This window comes from Pseudomonas sp. rhizo25 (assembly GCF_031931935.1).
GTDB classification, from domain to species: domain Bacteria; phylum Pseudomonadota; class Gammaproteobacteria; order Pseudomonadales; family Pseudomonadaceae; genus Aquipseudomonas; species Aquipseudomonas synxantha.
In genome coordinates this window covers 34,904-49,931 of the sequence record NZ_JAUJXA010000002.1, presented here as the reverse complement: position 1 = coordinate 49,931, position 15,028 = coordinate 34,904, and the positions used below count along the sequence as shown (strand labels likewise).

The 15,028-nt window shown below is 59.8% G+C and carries 14 protein-coding genes and 1 pseudogene; 6 read left to right on the top strand and 9 right to left on the bottom strand.

Translation table 11 applies throughout. The features are described from left to right. Window positions 1-42: 42 nt before the first annotated feature. Both QZR30_RS03840 and QZR30_RS03835 read right to left on the bottom strand, forming a co-directional pair. Complete coding sequence (locus QZR30_RS03840) at window positions 43-717, bottom strand: methionine ABC transporter permease (protein WP_005783435.1); 675 nt, start codon at window positions 715-717, stop codon at window positions 43-45. Beyond that, a complete protein-coding gene (locus tag QZR30_RS03835) occupies window positions 717-1,724 on the bottom strand; it encodes a methionine ABC transporter ATP-binding protein (protein ID WP_059396782.1) in 1,008 nt (335 codons plus the stop codon). The genes QZR30_RS03840 and QZR30_RS03835 overlap by 1 nt, the downstream gene beginning before the upstream one ends. A gap of 265 nt (window positions 1,725-1,989) precedes the next feature. Here QZR30_RS03835 and katE point away from each other — a divergent pair, with 265 nt between their 5' ends. Beyond that, window positions 1,990-4,131, top strand: coding sequence for a catalase HPII (katE, locus tag QZR30_RS03830; RefSeq protein ID WP_068965883.1), 2,142 nt, complete (start codon window positions 1,990-1,992; stop codon window positions 4,129-4,131). A gap of 114 nt (window positions 4,132-4,245) precedes the next feature. On the opposite strand, the gene QZR30_RS03825 is transcribed toward katE, so the two are convergent. Genes QZR30_RS03825 through zur form a run of 4 tightly spaced genes read right to left on the bottom strand, consistent with a single transcriptional unit; the run spans window position 4,246 to window position 7,036 of the window. Then, window positions 4,246-4,965: a PA5502 family lipoprotein gene (locus QZR30_RS03825; protein WP_046070273.1), complete on the bottom strand. Its 720-nt coding sequence runs from the start codon at window positions 4,963-4,965 to the stop codon at window positions 4,246-4,248. Window positions 4,966-5,002: 37 nt separating this feature from the next. Further along, window positions 5,003-5,791 (bottom strand): zinc ABC transporter permease subunit ZnuB, encoded by a 789-nt coding sequence (gene znuB / locus QZR30_RS03820; RefSeq protein WP_056847543.1) that lies wholly within the window; start codon window positions 5,789-5,791, stop codon window positions 5,003-5,005. Next, a complete protein-coding gene (gene znuC, locus QZR30_RS03815; protein WP_046070275.1) occupies window positions 5,784-6,554 on the bottom strand; it encodes a zinc ABC transporter ATP-binding protein ZnuC in 771 nt (256 codons plus the stop codon). Before znuC ends, znuB begins: the two co-directional genes overlap by 8 nt. Further along, on the bottom strand, window positions 6,554-7,036 hold the full coding sequence (gene zur / locus QZR30_RS03810) for a zinc uptake transcriptional repressor Zur (RefSeq protein ID WP_068965885.1): 483 nt from the start codon (window positions 7,034-7,036) through the stop codon (window positions 6,554-6,556). Before zur ends, znuC begins: the two co-directional genes overlap by 1 nt. A gap of 58 nt (window positions 7,037-7,094) precedes the next feature. On the opposite strand from zur, the gene QZR30_RS03805 reads away from it, so the two are divergent. Then, window positions 7,095-8,024 (top strand): zinc ABC transporter substrate-binding protein ZnuA, encoded by a 930-nt coding sequence (locus tag QZR30_RS03805; RefSeq protein ID WP_046070276.1) that lies wholly within the window; start codon window positions 7,095-7,097, stop codon window positions 8,022-8,024. Between the two features lie 37 nt (window positions 8,025-8,061). On the opposite strand, the gene QZR30_RS03800 is transcribed toward QZR30_RS03805, so the two are convergent. Both QZR30_RS03800 and QZR30_RS03795 read right to left on the bottom strand, forming a co-directional pair. Then, on the bottom strand, window positions 8,062-9,015 hold the full coding sequence (locus tag QZR30_RS03800; RefSeq protein ID WP_059396784.1) for a homoserine kinase: 954 nt from the start codon (window positions 9,013-9,015) through the stop codon (window positions 8,062-8,064). A gap of 56 nt (window positions 9,016-9,071) precedes the next feature. Further along, window positions 9,072-9,362: a DUF2782 domain-containing protein gene (locus tag QZR30_RS03795; RefSeq protein WP_016978788.1), complete on the bottom strand. Its 291-nt coding sequence runs from the start codon at window positions 9,360-9,362 to the stop codon at window positions 9,072-9,074. A 74-nt stretch (window positions 9,363-9,436) separates the two neighbouring features. Here QZR30_RS03795 and polA point away from each other — a divergent pair, with 74 nt between their 5' ends. Further along, entirely contained in the window at window positions 9,437-12,232 is a 2,796-nt protein-coding gene (gene polA, locus QZR30_RS03790) for a DNA polymerase I (protein WP_311902948.1), read from the top strand. A gap of 267 nt (window positions 12,233-12,499) precedes the next feature. Here polA and yihA read toward each other — a convergent pair whose 3' ends face one another. Further along, window positions 12,500-13,141 carry a ribosome biogenesis GTP-binding protein YihA/YsxC gene (gene yihA, locus QZR30_RS03785; RefSeq protein WP_043048336.1) on the bottom strand — a complete coding sequence of 214 codons (642 nt, stop codon included), beginning with the start codon at window positions 13,139-13,141 and terminating at the stop codon, window positions 12,500-12,502. 303 nt (window positions 13,142-13,444) lie between these two features. Here yihA and QZR30_RS27975 point away from each other — a divergent pair. The 3 genes and pseudogenes from QZR30_RS27975 to dsbA form a co-directional block, all read left to right on the top strand. Then, a pseudogene (locus QZR30_RS27975) lies at window positions 13,445-13,555 on the top strand (cytochrome); the annotation flags it as partial. A 33-nt stretch (window positions 13,556-13,588) separates the two neighbouring features. After that, window positions 13,589-14,215: a c-type cytochrome gene (locus QZR30_RS03775; RefSeq protein ID WP_046070280.1), complete on the top strand. Its 627-nt coding sequence runs from the start codon at window positions 13,589-13,591 to the stop codon at window positions 14,213-14,215. A 169-nt stretch (window positions 14,216-14,384) separates the two neighbouring features. Further along, window positions 14,385-15,020, top strand: coding sequence for a thiol:disulfide interchange protein DsbA (gene dsbA, locus QZR30_RS03770; protein ID WP_046070281.1), 636 nt, complete (start codon window positions 14,385-14,387; stop codon window positions 15,018-15,020). The last annotated feature ends 8 nt before the right edge of the window (window positions 15,021-15,028 follow it).

Genomic DNA, 15,028 nt, shown 5'->3' with positions numbered 1-15,028 from the left:
TCCTTGTTCGGGCATCTGCCGGCTCTGGGCCGGCAATGGCCGTTATTTTCGAGAAAAGTGCACCACCAGCCTGTCGCCGACGGTTTGCAGAATTTGCACCAGGATCAACAGCATCACCACGGTAACCACCATCACATCAGTCTGGAAACGCTGGTAGCCGAAGCGGATCGCCAGGTCACCCAGGCCCCCGGCACCTACGACACCGGCCATGGCCGTGTAGGAAACCAGTGTAATCGCCGTGACGGTAATCGCTGCGAAAATGCCGGGGCGGGCTTCGGGCAGCAGGGCGTTAGTGATGATTTGGCGCGTGCTGGCGCCCATGGATTGGGTGGCTTCGATGATGCCACGGTCCACTTCACGCAGGGCGGTTTCCACCAGGCGCGCAAAGAATGGGGTGGCACCCACGACCAGTGGCGGAATTGCTCCGGCGACACCCAGCGACGTGCCGGTGATCAGTACGGTGAACGGGATCATCACGATCAGCAGGATGATGAACGGCAGCGAGCGCAGGATATTCACGATCAGCGACAGCAGCGCATACAGGCCTTTCTGTTCGAACAGTTGGCGCGGGCTGGTCAGGAACAGCAGTACGCCCAGGGGCAGGCCCAGCAGCACGGTGAAGAACAGCGAGCCGAACAGCATGGTCATGGTGTCGCCGGTGGCGAGCCAGATTTCCGACCAGTCGATGTTGGCAAAGAAACTCAGGAAAACGTCCATCAGCGCAGGACCTCCATGTGAACGTCCGCGGCGGTGAAGCGCGCAAACGCGGCTTCCATATCACCACCGGTGACAGCGAGGGTCAGTTGCCCGTAGGGGATGTCTTTGATGCGGTCGATACGGCCAGCAAGAATGCTGTAGTCCACGCCTGTTTCCCGGGCGACAGTACCCAACAATGGCGCGTAGGTCGCTTCGCCCTGGAATGTCAGGCGCACGATGCGACCCGGTACATGGGCGAAGTCGTCATGCTGCTCGCCTTCGTCGACCTGTTCGGCTTCTTGCACGAAGCGTTTGGTGGTCGGGTGCTTGGGGTGCAGGAACACCTCAGCCACCGAGCCTTGCTCGACGATCACGCCCGCGTCCATCACGGCGACCTGGTCGCACACGCGGCGGATCACATCCATTTCATGAGTGATCAGCACGATGGTCAGGTTCAGCTCGCGGTTGATTTCGGCCAGCAGTTGCAGGACCGACGCGGTGGTTTGCGGGTCCAGGGCACTGGTGGCTTCGTCGCACAGCAGGATTTTTGGTTTGGTCGCCAAGGCACGTGCGATGCCGACGCGCTGCTTCTGGCCACCGGACAACTGCGCCGGGTACTTTTTGGCATGGTCCGACAGGCCGACGCGCGCGAGCAGTTCGGCGACGCGTTGGTCGATGGCCTTGCGCGACAGCTCACCGGCCAGGGTCAGCGGCAGCGCCACGTTGTCGGCGACGGTCTTGGACGCCAGCAGGTTGAAGTGCTGGAAGATCATGCCGACCTGCTGGCGGAAACGGCGCAGGCCGTTGGCGTCCAGGGCGGTGACTTCTTCGCCATCCACGGTGATCTGACCACCGCTGGGCTCTTCCAGGCGGTTTATCAGGCGCAGCAGGGTGCTTTTACCTGCACCCGAATGGCCAATCAGGCCAAACACCTGGCCGTTCTCGACGCGCAGGCTGGTGGAGTGCAGTGCGGGGATATCCTTACCGGCGACGCGGTAGGTTTTATGAACGTTTTGAAACTCGATCACGTAGCGAACCTTGTGGGGCGCATTGAAAAGGGATCAGCGGTTAGCCGGGCGCGCATTTTAGCCTGTCCGTATAGCGTTTCTTAGCATTTATTTCGCATTCATCCAGTCATTTGGCAATAACGCGATCAAAGGTCATAAAAAAGGAACGGTGCAAAACCGCGTCAGTCATTACTTAAGCAACTCGATTTCTCAGGTGCCGTGCCTGGGGTTTTGCTCAAACGAGCCGGGGACCGCTCTGGCCACTTTGAATAAGGAGTTTTGACTGATGAGTATCAACAAGCCAGCCACCCCGGCAAAGAGTGAAGTCGCGGGTACTGATACCCTGGATCGTGGCAACACCAACGCCAAGCTGCAGGCCCTGGAAGAATTCCGTTCCGATGCGACCGGCCAGGCCTTGCGCACCAACCAAGGCGTAAAGATTGCCGATAACCAGAACACCCTCAAAGTCGGCGCCCGTGGCCCTTCGTTGCTGGAAGACTTCATCATGCGTGAAAAAATCACGCATTTTGACCATGAACGTATCCCGGAGCGCATCGTGCATGCTCGCGGTACGGGTGCTCACGGTTATTTCCAATCCTATGGGGACCATTCGGCACTGACCAAGGCGGGTTTCCTACGTACCCCGGAGCACAAGACCCCGGTGTTCGCGCGATTTTCCACGGTGCAGGGCCCGCGTGGCTCTGGTGATACCGTACGTGATGTACGTGGCTTTGCCGTGAAATTCTTCACCGAGGAAGGCAACTTTGATCTGGTCGGCAACAACATGCCGGTATTCTTCATCCAGGACGCGATCAAGTTTCCCGACTTTGTACATGCGGTAAAACCTGAACCCCATAACGAAATTCCTACCGGCGGCTCGGCCCACGATACGTTCTGGGATTTCGTTTCTCTGCAGCCGGAGTCGGCGCACATGGTGATCTGGGCCATGTCTGACCGGGCCATTCCGAAGAGCCTGCGGGCCATGCAGGGATTTGGCGTGCACACCTTCCGCCTGATCAATACCGAGGGCAAATCCAGCTTCGTCAAATTCCACTGGCGGCCGAAGGTGGGCACCTGCTCCCTGGTGTGGGACGAAGCGCAGAAGCTTGCCGGTAAAGATACCGACTACCACCGTCGTGACCTATGGGAATCGATTGAAAGCGGCGACTATCCCGAGTGGGAACTGGGTGTACAGATCGTGGCGGAAGAAGACGAACACAAGTTCGATTTCGACCTGCTCGACCCCACCAAGATTATTCCCGAGGAGCTGGTGCCGATCACGCCGCTGGGCAAGATGGTACTCAACCGCAACCCGGATAACTTCTTCGCTGAGGTAGAGCAGGTCGCGTTCTGCCCAGGCCATATCGTGCCGGGCATCGACTTTACCAACGACCCGCTGCTGCAAGGCCGTCTCTTCTCCTACACGGATACCCAGATCAGCCGTCTGGGCGGGCCGAACTTCCACGAGATTCCGATCAACCGGCCTGTGGTGCCTTTCCATAACGGCCAGCGCGACGCACAGCATCGTACGGTCATCGACAAAGGCCGTGCTTCGTACGAGCCGAACTCGATCGACGGCGGTTGGCCGAAAGAAACCCCGCCTGCGCCACAGGATGGTGGTTTCGAAACCTATTACGAGCGTGTCGACGCCAACAAAGTACGTGAGCGCAGTGAATCGTTTGGTGATCACTTCTCCCAGGCCACGCTGTTTTACAACAGCATGAGTCATCACGAGAAGGAGCACATCATCGCGGCCTATAGCTTCGAGTTGGGCAAGGTGGAGCGTGAGTTCATCCGTGCCCGCCAGGTGAATGAAATTCTGGCCAATATCGATCTGGAACTGGCCAAGCGCGTTGCGCAGAACCTGGGCGTGCCGGTGCCGACTAAAGGCACAGTCCCTGCGCGTGAGACATCGCTGAAGGAATCACCAGCGTTGAGCCAGGTGAACTTGCTGTCGGGTGATATCAAGACGCGCAAAGTGGCGATTCTTGCCGCCAATGGCGTGGACGGCGCAGCGATTGCCGCGTTAACCAAGGCGCTGGAGGCTGAGGGCGCACACGCCAAGCTGCTGGGGCCTACCTCGGCGCCGGTGACGACTGCCGATGGCAAGAGCCTGAAAGTGGATGCATCGATGGAAGGCATGCCGTCCATTGCCTTTGATGCGGTGTTTATCCCAGGCGGCGCAGAGTCGGTCAAAGCACTGAGCGGTGATGGTGTGGCGTTGCATTACGTGCTCGAAGCTTACAAGCACCTGAAGGCGATTGCAGCGGCCAGCGACGCGAAGCCATTGCTGGACCTGCTGAAACTGGAGGCGGATGCCGGGTTGATCGTGGGAGCGGATGCCAAGGCGTTCAAGGCGTTCTTTGCTGCGATTGCTCAGCATCGGGTTTGGGAGCGGGAGCCTAAGGCCAAGGCGATTCCGGCTTAAGTTGTCTGCTGTAGGTTAGACCGCTATCGGGGGCAAGCCCCTCCCACACTTGAATGTATTCACAATTCAAATGTGGGCGGGGCGGTGTGACGATTCGACTTGCCCCCGATGCTTTTAGTCCGCCTTGCGCGGAATCAGCACAACTTGCGCCGGAATATGTTTCAAAATCTGCCGGTGAATCTTTAGGTCATACCCCGAATCAATCCGCTTCACCCGTTTGGTCAATAACGTGGCCAACCACGGGTAATCCTGGGTGCGCGGCACCTGAATGCTGACGTCGCACTGGTAATTCACCACGTCGGTAGCGATGGCATCCAATTGATGACGCATGTCGTCGATATCCGCGAGGTTCAGCGCCACAGTGGTGCTGGGCGCCGCCGGGTCGATGACTTTGGCCGCGGGCTTGGCTTCGGCGGCTTTCAGCGCGGCTTCTGCCTGATCCAATTCAGCTTTGCGCGCATGGCTGATGGCGCTGTTGACGCCACCGGTCAGTGCGGGCGCCTTGGGCATCAGCGCACGGGCACGACTCAGGGCTGTTGCGGCGGCGTTGACGTCGCCTTTTTGCAGCACGATCTGGCTGCGTTGCAAGTAGGCTTCGGCCAGTTGCCGTTGGTAAGGCTCAAGGGCTGGGTCGTTGGGCGACTGCGCCTGCAACGCCGCGAGCTGGTCTTCGGCGGTGGCCAGCTCGTTGCTGGCCAGGTTTTGCTCCAGCTGTGCGATAGCCGCAGCGCGTGCGTCCGGCGCCTCGGGGGCGGCGGGCGGTGTGCTTTGACAGGCGCCCAGCAGCAGGGAAAATGCGGCAAGGAGCAGATAACGGGAGGTGAACGGCTTCATTCCTGCGACTCTCTATTTGCGCAAAAAGCGAGCAAGTCTACACCCCTCGACGGGGCAGGACAAAACTCAGCAGAAACAGGGCGGCCGCCGTCACCACAATCGACGGTCCGGCCGGGGTGTCCTTGAACCATGACAGCGCCAGGCCCCCGCACACTGCCAGCATCCCCAGGAAGCTGGCGCCGATTGCCATCTGCTCCGGGGAGCGAGCATGGCGCTGGGCGGCGGCGGCGGGAATGATCAGCAGCGACGTGATCAACAATACGCCGACTATCTTCATCGCGACAGCAATCACCACCGCAATCAACAACATCAGGGCCATGCGCAGGGCAGGCACCGGCAAGCCTTCTACCGTGGCCAGCTCTTCATGCACGGTGATCGCCAGCAACGGTCGCCACAGGGTCAGCAGCAGGATCAGCACGGCCGCGCTACCGCCGAGGATCCAGGCCAGGTCGGTCGGGCTGATCGCCAGCAAGTCCCCGAATAGATAAGCCATCAGGTCTATGCGCACTTCATGCATGAAGCTCAGCACCACCAGGCCCAGGGACAGGGTGCTCGGCGCGAGGATGCCCAGCAACGTGTCGGAGGCCAGTGGCTGGCGCTGTTGCAGGGTTACCAGCAGCACCGCCAGCAATAGGCAGCCCACGGTCACGGCGATGGTCGGGCTTACATCCAGCAAGAAGCCCATGGCCACGCCCAGCAGCGCGGCATGGGACAAGGTGTCGCCGAAATAGGCCATGCGCCGCCAGACCACGAACGAGCCCAATGGGCCCGCCACCAGCGCCAGAGCCAAGCCTGCCAGCAGGGCGTAGAGCAGAAAATCAGCCATGCTTGCAGCTATCTCCGTGAACGTGGGGAGTATCGACGACGGCACCATGCAGGTCATGAGCGTGGTCGTGATGGTGGTGGTAGATCGCCAGGCTCTGGGCATTCTTGCCGAACAGCTCGACGAAAGCCGGGTCGCTACTGACCTGTTCCGGATGCCCGGAGCAGCATACGTGGCGGTTGAGGCAGACAACCTGGTCGGTGGTGCTCATCACCAGGTGCAGGTCGTGGGAGACCATCAGCACGCCGCAGCCATGGCGGTCGCGCAGGCGGGTGATCAGGCTGTACAGCTCGGCCTGACCGGCGACGTCGACGCCTTGTACGGGTTCATCGAGCACCAGCAACTCTGGCTCGCGCAACAAGGCGCGGGCCAGCAGCACACGCTGCATTTCGCCGCCTGAGATGCTTTGTACCGGGCTGTCGATCACTTGCTCGGCACCCACTTCCTTGAGCGCGGCCTGTGCTCGGGCGCGGTCGACACCGGGCACCAGGCGCAGGAAGCGCAATACGGACAGCGGCAATGTCGGGTCCACATGCAGCTTTTGCGGCATATAGCCCACGCGCAGCTTTGGCTTGCGCCACACACTTCCGTTGTCGGGCTTGAGCAAGCCGAGTACGGCGCGCACCAGGGTGGTCTTGCCGGCGCCATTGGGGCCGATCAAGGTGACGATTTGCCCCGGCTCCACGCTCAGTGCGATGTTGTCCAGCACCTTTTGCCCGGCGAATGTGACGCCGACCTGCTCCAGGCGGATTAAGGCGTTGCTCATCAAGCCCCCTGGCAGCCCGCGCACAGGCCGACTACTTCGACCGTTTGCCCTTCGACCTTGAAGCCGACCTCGGCAGAACTATTGATAATGGCGTCACTGATGCTTTTTTGTTCAAGCTCGATGGCGGCGTGGCATTCGCGGCAGATCAGGAACTGACCCTGATGCGCGTGCTCCGGGTGGTTGCAACCGACGAAGGCGTTGAGCGAGGCGATACGGTGCACCAGGCCGTTTTCCAGCAGGAAATCCAGCGCGCGGTATACGGTAGGCGGCGCGGCGCGACGGCCGTCCTGCTCGCTGAGTACGCCAAGAATGTCGTATGCGCCCAGCGGCTTGTGGCTCTGCCACACCAGCTCCAATACCCGGCGACGCAAGGCGGTCAGGCGTAAGCCCTTCTGCGCGCACAGGGTATCGGCCTCCGACAATGCGGTGTGCACGCAGTGAGAGTGGTCGTGGGGACGGCTGGCAAGCGGTGTTTTAGGCATGAGCGGCGACAGATATTTGATAGAGACGTTATTATGTTACCCGTTCCTACGCCATCGAGTGGTCATCGTGTCCCGACTTTTTGCCGTTTTTGTCGTATTTGTCACCAGTTTGTTCGTCGCGAGTGCCGCCCAGGCCGAGGTCAAGGTGCTGACGAGCATCAAGCCGTTGCAGCTGATTGCCGCTGCCGTGCAGGATGGAGTAGCCGTTCCAGAGGTGTTGCTGCCGCCGGGCGCATCGCCGCATAACTTCGCTTTGCGCCCATCCGACGTACGGCGCGTACAGTCGGTGGACCTGTTGTATTGGATCGGGCCGGATATGGAGACCTTTCTGCCCCGCGTGTTGAAAGGCCGTACGACCGCTACCGTGGCCGTCCAGGACCTGCCAGGGATGAAATTACGTATTTTCGGCGAAGATAGCCATTCCCACGCCGACGATGCCGACGAGCATGACCATGATCATCGACCTGGCAGCGTCGATGCGCATTTATGGTTGTCAACGGTGAACGCGCGGGTAATCGCCACGCGCATGGCTGCGGACCTCAGTGCGGCTGATCCTGCAAACGCCGAGCGTTATCAGAGCAATGCCAAAGCTTTTGGTGAGCGCCTGGATGCGTTGGATGCGCGCTTGAAAAAGCGACTGGCGAGCGTCGATGGCAAGCCTTACTTCGTATTCCATGAGGCGTTTGACTACTTCGAAGAGGCTTACGGCCTCAAGCACACCGGCGTATTCAGCGTGGCCGCCGAAGTGCAGCCAGGCGCCCAGCATGTAGCGGCGATGCGCACGCGCTTGCAGGAGGTGGGTAAGACCTGCGTGTTCAGCGAGCCGCCGTTGCGGCCGCGATTGGCCGAGACGCTGGTTGCCGGGTTGCCGGTGAAGTTGGCGGAGCTGGATGCGTTGGGTGGCTATACCCCGGCTACGGCCCAGGGCTATGAGCAGGTGTTGGAAAAGTTGGGCAATGACCTGGCCGGCTGCCTGGAATCGCTTTAAATGTGGGAGGGAGCTTGCCCCCCCCTCCCACATTTCTTTAGAGCGCGAACGGCAGGTGGACGGTGACCTGCTGGCGTTGCAGCAGCCGGTGCTCGAACTCCGCCGGGTCATGGATCAACACATCCTGCCCGGCAAACGATTCGGCTGCGATCAACCGCGACAACCAGAACCGTACGCACGCCACGCGCAGCATGGTCGGCCATAGCTCGGCTTCCTTCGCAGTAAACGGCCGCAGCCCTGCATAAGCGCCCAGCAGCGCCCGGGCGCGTTGCCGGTCGATCGCGCCATCGGTGTCCGAACACCAGTCATTCAAGGCAATCGCCACGTCGTAGAGCATCGGCCCCGAGCAGGCGTTGTAGAAGTCGATCAAGCCCGTCAAGTGCGTGCCTTCGAACATCGCATTGTCGCGAAACAGGTCGGCGTGCACGTTAGCCCGTGGCAGGGCGAGGATGTCGGCCTTGTGGGTTTCGATCTCGCTCAACGCGTCCTGCAGCAAGCGCTGTTGTGCGTCGTTGAGGTGCGAAATCAGCTGCGCGCCCTCACTGAGCATCCAATCCAACCCACGGTCGGTCTTGCGCTCCAGCACCTTTGCGCCCTGGGTGGCCAGGTGCAGGTGGCCGAGCAGCTCGCCGACCTGGACGCAATGCTGGGCGTTGGCGTCCTTGATGTGCTTGCCGGCCAGGCGAGGTTGCAGCAGTGCCGGCTTGCCCTTGAGCTCGCGCAAAGCGATGCCATCGGTGGTGCGCAGAGCGTAAGGCACGGGCAGGTCAGCATCGTGGAGCACGTCAAGCAGTTCGATGAAGAACGGCATTTCCGCCACCGGGCCGCGTTCAACCAGGGTCAGGACGAACTCGCCCTGTTCCAGGCTGATGAAGAAATTAGTGTTTTCGCTGCCGGCGGCAATCCCCTGGAAATCAAGCAGGCGACCGAGCCCGTAGGGTGCGAGAAAAGTTTCCAGCTCGGGCCGAGCCAGGGGGGTAAACACAGACATGGTTAAAACTGCCGTTACGGGCGCGGCCGTGGGCGGCGCCGGTTAAAATTAAGAAATCATTTCCATTCGAAGATCTTCCATGACGGGATCAGCATATCCGGCTGGTCAGAACGGATGAAGTTCGCATCGGTTCCGTCGGCGCGTACCAGGAAGTACGGCGGCGCTCCTTTGGGCGTGACCTTGATCGCGTATAGGAAGCCGTTCTGGCGGTATTCCTGGATCGTCTTGTCGCCTTCCGTGCGAATGGTAACTTCCGGATCACCTCCAGGGGCACTGTCTGCCGCCATGGCAGCCATCGGAGCGAGTGCAATCAAACCGGTCAACAGCAGGCGATTGAATGTACGCATGATAACCTTGTCCCTTTGTTTTCATTGGTCCGGCTATTCTAGCGCCTGACCCGCCGAAAAGGTTGATCCTGCTCATGAGCCAATCGCCCCTCGTCCTGGTGGACGGTTCTTCTTATCTGTACCGCGCCTTCCATGCGCTGCCACCGCTGACCACCTCCAAAGGCCTGCCGACCGGTGCGGTCAAGGGCGTGTTGAACATGCTCAAAAGCCTGCGCAAGCAGTACCCGGACAGCCCCTTCGCGGTGGTGTTCGACGCCAAGGGCGGGACCTTTCGCGATGAGATGTACGCCGAATACAAGGCCAACCGCCCGAGCATGCCCGATGACATGCGCCTGCAGATCGAGCCGCTGCACCAGAGCGTGATTGCCCTGGGCTTTCCTTTACTGTGCGTCGAAGGCGTCGAGGCCGATGACGTGATCGGCACCCTGGCCCGCAGCAGCGCGGCCGCCAGCCGCCCAGTGGTGATTTCTACCGGTGACAAGGACATGGCGCAGCTGGTCGACGGTCACATTACCTTGGTCAACACCATGACCGGTAGCTCGATGGATGTTGAGGGCGTAAAGGAGAAATTCGGCGTCGCTCCGGAGCAGATCATCGACTATCTGGCGCTGATGGGCGATTCGTCCGACAACATCCCAGGCGTTCCGGGCATTGGCCCGAAGACCGCTTCCGGTTTGCTGGTGGGGGTCAATGGCGGCCTCAAAGAGCTTTACGAACAATTGGATATCGTGCCGACCTTGCCTATCCGTGGGGCCAAGACCCTGCCGGCCAAGCTGGAAGAGCACAAGGAGATGGCATTCCTGTCCTATCAGTTGGCGACGATCAAGGTCGATGTGCCGCTGGAAGTGGGCCTGGATGATCTGCATCTGATCGAGCCGGATCGCGAGAAGCTGCTGGAGCTCTACACGCTGCTTGAGTTCAAGAGCTGGTACGAAGAGATCCTGCGCGATGCCAAGCGCGTGGAGCTCAAGTCGGCGAGCGAGGTTGTGCCTGTCGCCGAAACGCTGGTTGAGGCTGTTATATCGGTACCGGTAGAGGCGGTTTACACCACCATCCTGGACCAGGCCACGTTCGACGTATGGCTGAAGAAACTCCACGATGCGCCGTTGTTTGCCTTCGACACCGAAACCACCGGTATCGATGCCCAGCAGGCGCAATTGGTCGGGCTCTCGTTTGCTGTGCGGCCCCACGAAGCCGCCTACATCCCGCTGACCCATTCCTATATCGGCGCGCCGGATCAATTGGACCGGGACACCGTGCTGCTGGCTCTGAAACCGCTGCTGGAAGACCCGACCAAACTCAAGGTTGGCCAGCACGCCAAGTTCGATATGAACATCCTCGCCAACTGCGCCATCGGTGGCGACCCTGCACAGGGCATCACTGTGCGTGGTATCGCCTTCGACACCATGCTCGAATCCTACGTGCTGAACTCCACGGCGACCCGCCACGACATGGACAGCCTGGCGAAGAAGTATCTGGACCACGACACGGTCAGCTTCCAGGACATCGCCGGCAAGGGTGCCAAGCAGTTGACCTTCGACCAGATTGCCCTCGAGCAGGCCGGCCCTTACGCCGCCGAAGATGCCGATGTGACCTTGCGCCTGCATCAGGAACTGCACGCGAAGCTGACCGCGATCCCGAGCCTGGCCAGTGTACTGACGGATATCGAGATACCGTTGGTGCCGGTACTGGCGCGTATCGAGCGCCAGGGCGCATTGGTGGACAAGGAGTTGCTGGGTATCCAGAGCATTGAGCTGGGTAACAAGATGGTTGAACTGGAGCGCCAGGCGTTCGAGATCGCCGGTGAAGCGTTCAACCTGGGTTCACCCAAGCAGCTTGGGGCGATCCTCTATGAAAAACTGGGCTTGCCGGTGTTGAAGAAGACCGGCAAGGGCCAGGCGTCCACCGCCGAGGAAGTGCTGGCCAAGCTGGCCGAAGATGATTTTCTGTTGCCCAAGGTGCTGATGCAGTACCGCAGCATGAGCAAGCTCAAAAGCACCTACACCGACCGCCTGCCTGAACAGATCAACCCGCGTACCGGGCGCATCCACACCTCTTATCATCAGGCCGTGGCGGCGACCGGGCGGTTGTCCTCCAGTGACCCGAACTTGCAGAACATCCCGGTGCGCACTGCCGAAGGACGGCGGATTCGCCAGGCGTTTGTCGCGCCTAAGGGCTACAAACTGCTGGCGGCGGACTATTCGCAGATCGAACTGCGGATCATGGCGCACCTGTCCAAGGACGAAGGCTTGATGAATGCCTTCCGCAATAATCTGGATGTGCACACGGCCACGGCGGCCGAGGTGTTCAAGGTCGAGCTGGGCCAAGTCACATCCGATCAGCGCCGTAGCGCCAAGGCCATTAACTTTGGCCTGATCTATGGCATGGGCGCCCAGAAGCTCGGCAAGGACATTGGCGTCGATACCAAGACAGCCAAGGCTTATATCGATGTCTACTTTGCCCGTTATCCCGGAGTTCGCGAGTACATGGAGCGCACCCGTGCCCAGGCTGCCGACGAGGGGTATGTGGAAACCTTCTTCGGGCGCCGGTTGTACTTGCCGGATATCAACTCCAACAAGCCTCAGGAGCGCGCAGCGGCAGAACGCACAGCGATCAACGCGCCGATGCAGGGCACGGCGGCGGACATCATCAAGAAAGCCATGGTATTGGTGGATAGCTGGCTGACCGAATCGGGCCTGGATGCCAAGGTGATCCTGCAGGTGCACGATGAACTGGTACTTGAGGTGCGGGAAGACTTGGTGGCGCAGGTCGGCGAGAAGATTCGCGAACATATGAGCGCCGCGGCACAGCTGGATGTGCCGTTGGTGGTGGATGTAGGCGTGGGCGACAACTGGGACGAAGCACACTGATCCTGCAGCTGCACCACTACTGCGTGGGGCGGTGCAGCGCTTTAGACCGGAAATCGCCGTCAGTTATTTCCAATAGTTTTCGGGCCTGCCGGAACTTAACCCGTGAATTGCGACTCAGAGTTACTGAATGGGTGGTGAAGCCCTTCAATGCTCCTATGTTGTGTTAAGTGTTGGCAGATATCTGGACCCCGCCCTAGCGGTCCGGAACTTGGACCCCGAACTTCCCTCCCCATACGAAGTCCGGGGTTTTTTTTGCCCGCAGGAAAGTTACTCGGTAACTTCTGCGCCCTTGTCCGCCAATTCCATCCAGTCGGCCAGTACGGTGTAAGCCTCTTCCAGCCCCATGCGTTTTGGCGCTGAGAACAGCTGGATACTGATCGCGTCGCCCCAGCCCTTACGGATTTCGGACTGCACTTTGAGCAAGGTGTTCTTGGCTGCGCCGTAGGTGAGCTTGTCGGCCTTGGTCAGCAGAATATGCATCGGCATGCCGCTGGCGACAGCCCAGTCGAGCATCAGTAGGTCGAAATCGGTCATTGGATGACGGATGTCCATCATCAGGATCAAGCCCTTCAAACTCTCGCGACCACCCAGGTAAGCCTCGAGGTGACGCTGCCAGTGCAGCTTCAGCGGGATGGGTACTTTTGCATAACCGTAGCCCGGCAGGTCGACCAGACGCCGATCATCGTCTAGCTTGAAGAAATTGAGCAGTTGCGTGCGGCCCGGGGTTTTCGAGGTGCGTGCCAGGCTGGCGTGGGTCAGGGTGTTCAGTGCGCTGGATTTACCGGCGTTGGAGCGGCCCGCAAAGGCGACTTCAAAGCCCTCGTCATCGGGGCATTGGTCCACTTTGGCGGCGCTGAGCATAAACGTGGACTGTTGGCACAGGCCGAGGATGGGATTCTTGAGTTGCATGAGATTTCCGATGTGGGCGGTGCCGAAAAAGGGTGCGGCAAGCGGTGTCGTTTCCGTTTCAGTAGCGCCAGTATATAATGCCGCAGATTTTGTGTGTGCTTTGTCCCAGCGAAGGATGAAGTTCACGGGAGCGATAGACCTTTATTGCGCATTAGAACGCAAAACGCTCTCAAACCCTGAAAAGGTCGATGTATGGCCTCAATGGTTGCCGCTTCTGGTGTCCTGGACCCGCTTTATGGCGCTCAGGCTACACAGGATCCGGAAGCGCTGTACAACCGAGTTTGTGTGGTCGCGCTGTTGGCACGCATGACCCAGGGTTTCAAGGCAATGCCGCCGCGTGGTTTGTGCATGGACTGCAGTACTGAGGATTACCAGGCCGTCATTGAGTTGATGGTGAGTAAACCCGGTAGATAACTCTTAAACCCTTAGCCGTAGTTGGATTAGCTGATGAACAAACTGATCGTGAGTCTGCTGTTGACCTTGGGCATCACAGGCGCTGCCGTCGCTGCAGAGGGCCCCGTAAAAGGTGATGCCACTGCCGGTCAAGCGAAGGCCGCCGTGTGTGGTGCTTGCCACGGGCCGGATGGCAACAGCCCGGCGCCGAACTTTCCCAAACTGGCAGGCCAGGGTGAACGCTACCTGAGCAAGCAGATGCACGACATCAAGGATGGCAAGCGCACGGTGCTGGAAATGACCGGTTTGCTGACCAACCTCAACGATCAGGACCTGGCGGACCTCGCGGCGTATTTTGCCAGCCAGAAAGGCAGTGTGGGAGCTGCTGATCCTAAACTGGTCGCCCGTGGAGAGAAGCTGTTCCGTGGCGGCGATCTGGAAAAGGGCCTGCCTGCCTGCACGGGTTGCCACTCGCCGAACGGCGCTGGTAATGCGGCAGCTGGTTTTCCGCATTTGAGTGGCCAGCACGCTCAATACATTGCCAAGCAGTTGACCGATTTCCGTAAGGAAGAAGCCGGCCGGGCCAACGATGGCGACGCGATGACCATGCGTACCATCGCTCGCAAGCTGAGTGACGAAGACATTGCAGCCGTCTCCAGCTACATCCAGGGTCTGCATTAAGTTGCACGCAACGTTAACACTCGATTAATCCCGCGATGCAAGCATAAAAAGGGTGGCCCAGGCCGCCCTTTTTTGTGGCCGGTGCCGTTACACTAACGAACTCATGCCCGCGCAGACCTGTCATACCTAAAGGTCGCGTGAGGCGACTTTATTTGTCCAGGAGTAAAGCATGCGTAATCTGATCCTCAGCGCCGCTCTCGTCACTGCCAGCCTCTTCGGCATGACCGCGCAAGCAGCCGATGTGCCGCTTGAAGCCGGTAAAACCTATGTCGAACTGAGCAATCCGGTTCCAGTATCGGTGCCAGGCAAGATCGAAGTAGTAGAGCTGTTCTGGTACGGCTGCCCGCATTGCTACGCCTTTGAGCCGACCATCAATCCCTGGGCTGAGAAACTGCCTTCGGACGTGAACTTCAAGCGCATTCCTGCCATGTTCGGCGGCCCATGGGATGCCCACGGCCAACTGTTCCTGACCCTGGAAGCCATGGGTGTGGAGCACAAGGTTCACAACGCCGTCTTCGAAGCGATTCAGAAACAAGGCAAGCGCCTGACCAAACCAGAAGAAATGGCTGACTTCGTCGCCACCCAGGGTGTCGACAAGGACAAGTTCCTGGCCACCTTCAATTCCTTCGCCATCCAGGGCCAGATCAAGCAGGCCAAGGAACTCGCACAGAAGTACGGCGTGCAGGGCGTTCCGACCCTGATCGTCAACGGCAAGTACCGTTTCGACCTGGGCTCTACTGGTGGTCCTGAGCAGACCCTCAATGTCGCCGACCAGCTGATCGCCAAAGAGCGGGCAGCCAAGTAAGGGGCTCG

What these genes read in the sequence shown, in the direction of transcription:
- yihA (WP_043048336.1), bottom strand. Translation starts at nt 13,141, where the DNA reads ATGCAACTCAAGAATCCCATCCTCGGCCTGTGCCAACAGTCCACGTTT.
- QZR30_RS03825 (WP_046070273.1), bottom strand. Translation starts at nt 4,965, where the DNA reads ATGAAGCCGTTCACCTCCCGTTATCTGCTCCTTGCCGCATTTTCCCTG.
- dsbA (WP_046070281.1), top strand. Translation starts at nt 14,385, where the DNA reads ATGCGTAATCTGATCCTCAGCGCCGCTCTCGTCACTGCCAGCCTCTTC.
- QZR30_RS03840 (WP_005783435.1), bottom strand. Translation starts at nt 717, where the DNA reads ATGGACGTTTTCCTGAGTTTCTTTGCCAACATCGACTGGTCGGAAATC.
- katE (WP_068965883.1), top strand. Translation starts at nt 1,990, where the DNA reads ATGAGTATCAACAAGCCAGCCACCCCGGCAAAGAGTGAAGTCGCGGGT.
- QZR30_RS03795 (WP_016978788.1), bottom strand. Translation starts at nt 9,362, where the DNA reads ATGCGTACATTCAATCGCCTGCTGTTGACCGGTTTGATTGCACTCGCT.
- zur (WP_068965885.1), bottom strand. Translation starts at nt 7,036, where the DNA reads ATGCCTAAAACACCGCTTGCCAGCCGTCCCCACGACCACTCTCACTGC.
- QZR30_RS03800 (WP_059396784.1), bottom strand. Translation starts at nt 9,015, where the DNA reads ATGTCTGTGTTTACCCCCCTGGCTCGGCCCGAGCTGGAAACTTTTCTC.
- polA (WP_311902948.1), top strand. Translation starts at nt 9,437, where the DNA reads ATGAGCCAATCGCCCCTCGTCCTGGTGGACGGTTCTTCTTATCTGTAC.
- QZR30_RS03775 (WP_046070280.1), top strand. Translation starts at nt 13,589, where the DNA reads ATGAACAAACTGATCGTGAGTCTGCTGTTGACCTTGGGCATCACAGGC.
- znuC (WP_046070275.1), bottom strand. Translation starts at nt 6,554, where the DNA reads ATGAGCAACGCCTTAATCCGCCTGGAGCAGGTCGGCGTCACATTCGCC.
- znuB (WP_056847543.1), bottom strand. Translation starts at nt 5,791, where the DNA reads ATGGCTGATTTTCTGCTCTACGCCCTGCTGGCAGGCTTGGCTCTGGCG.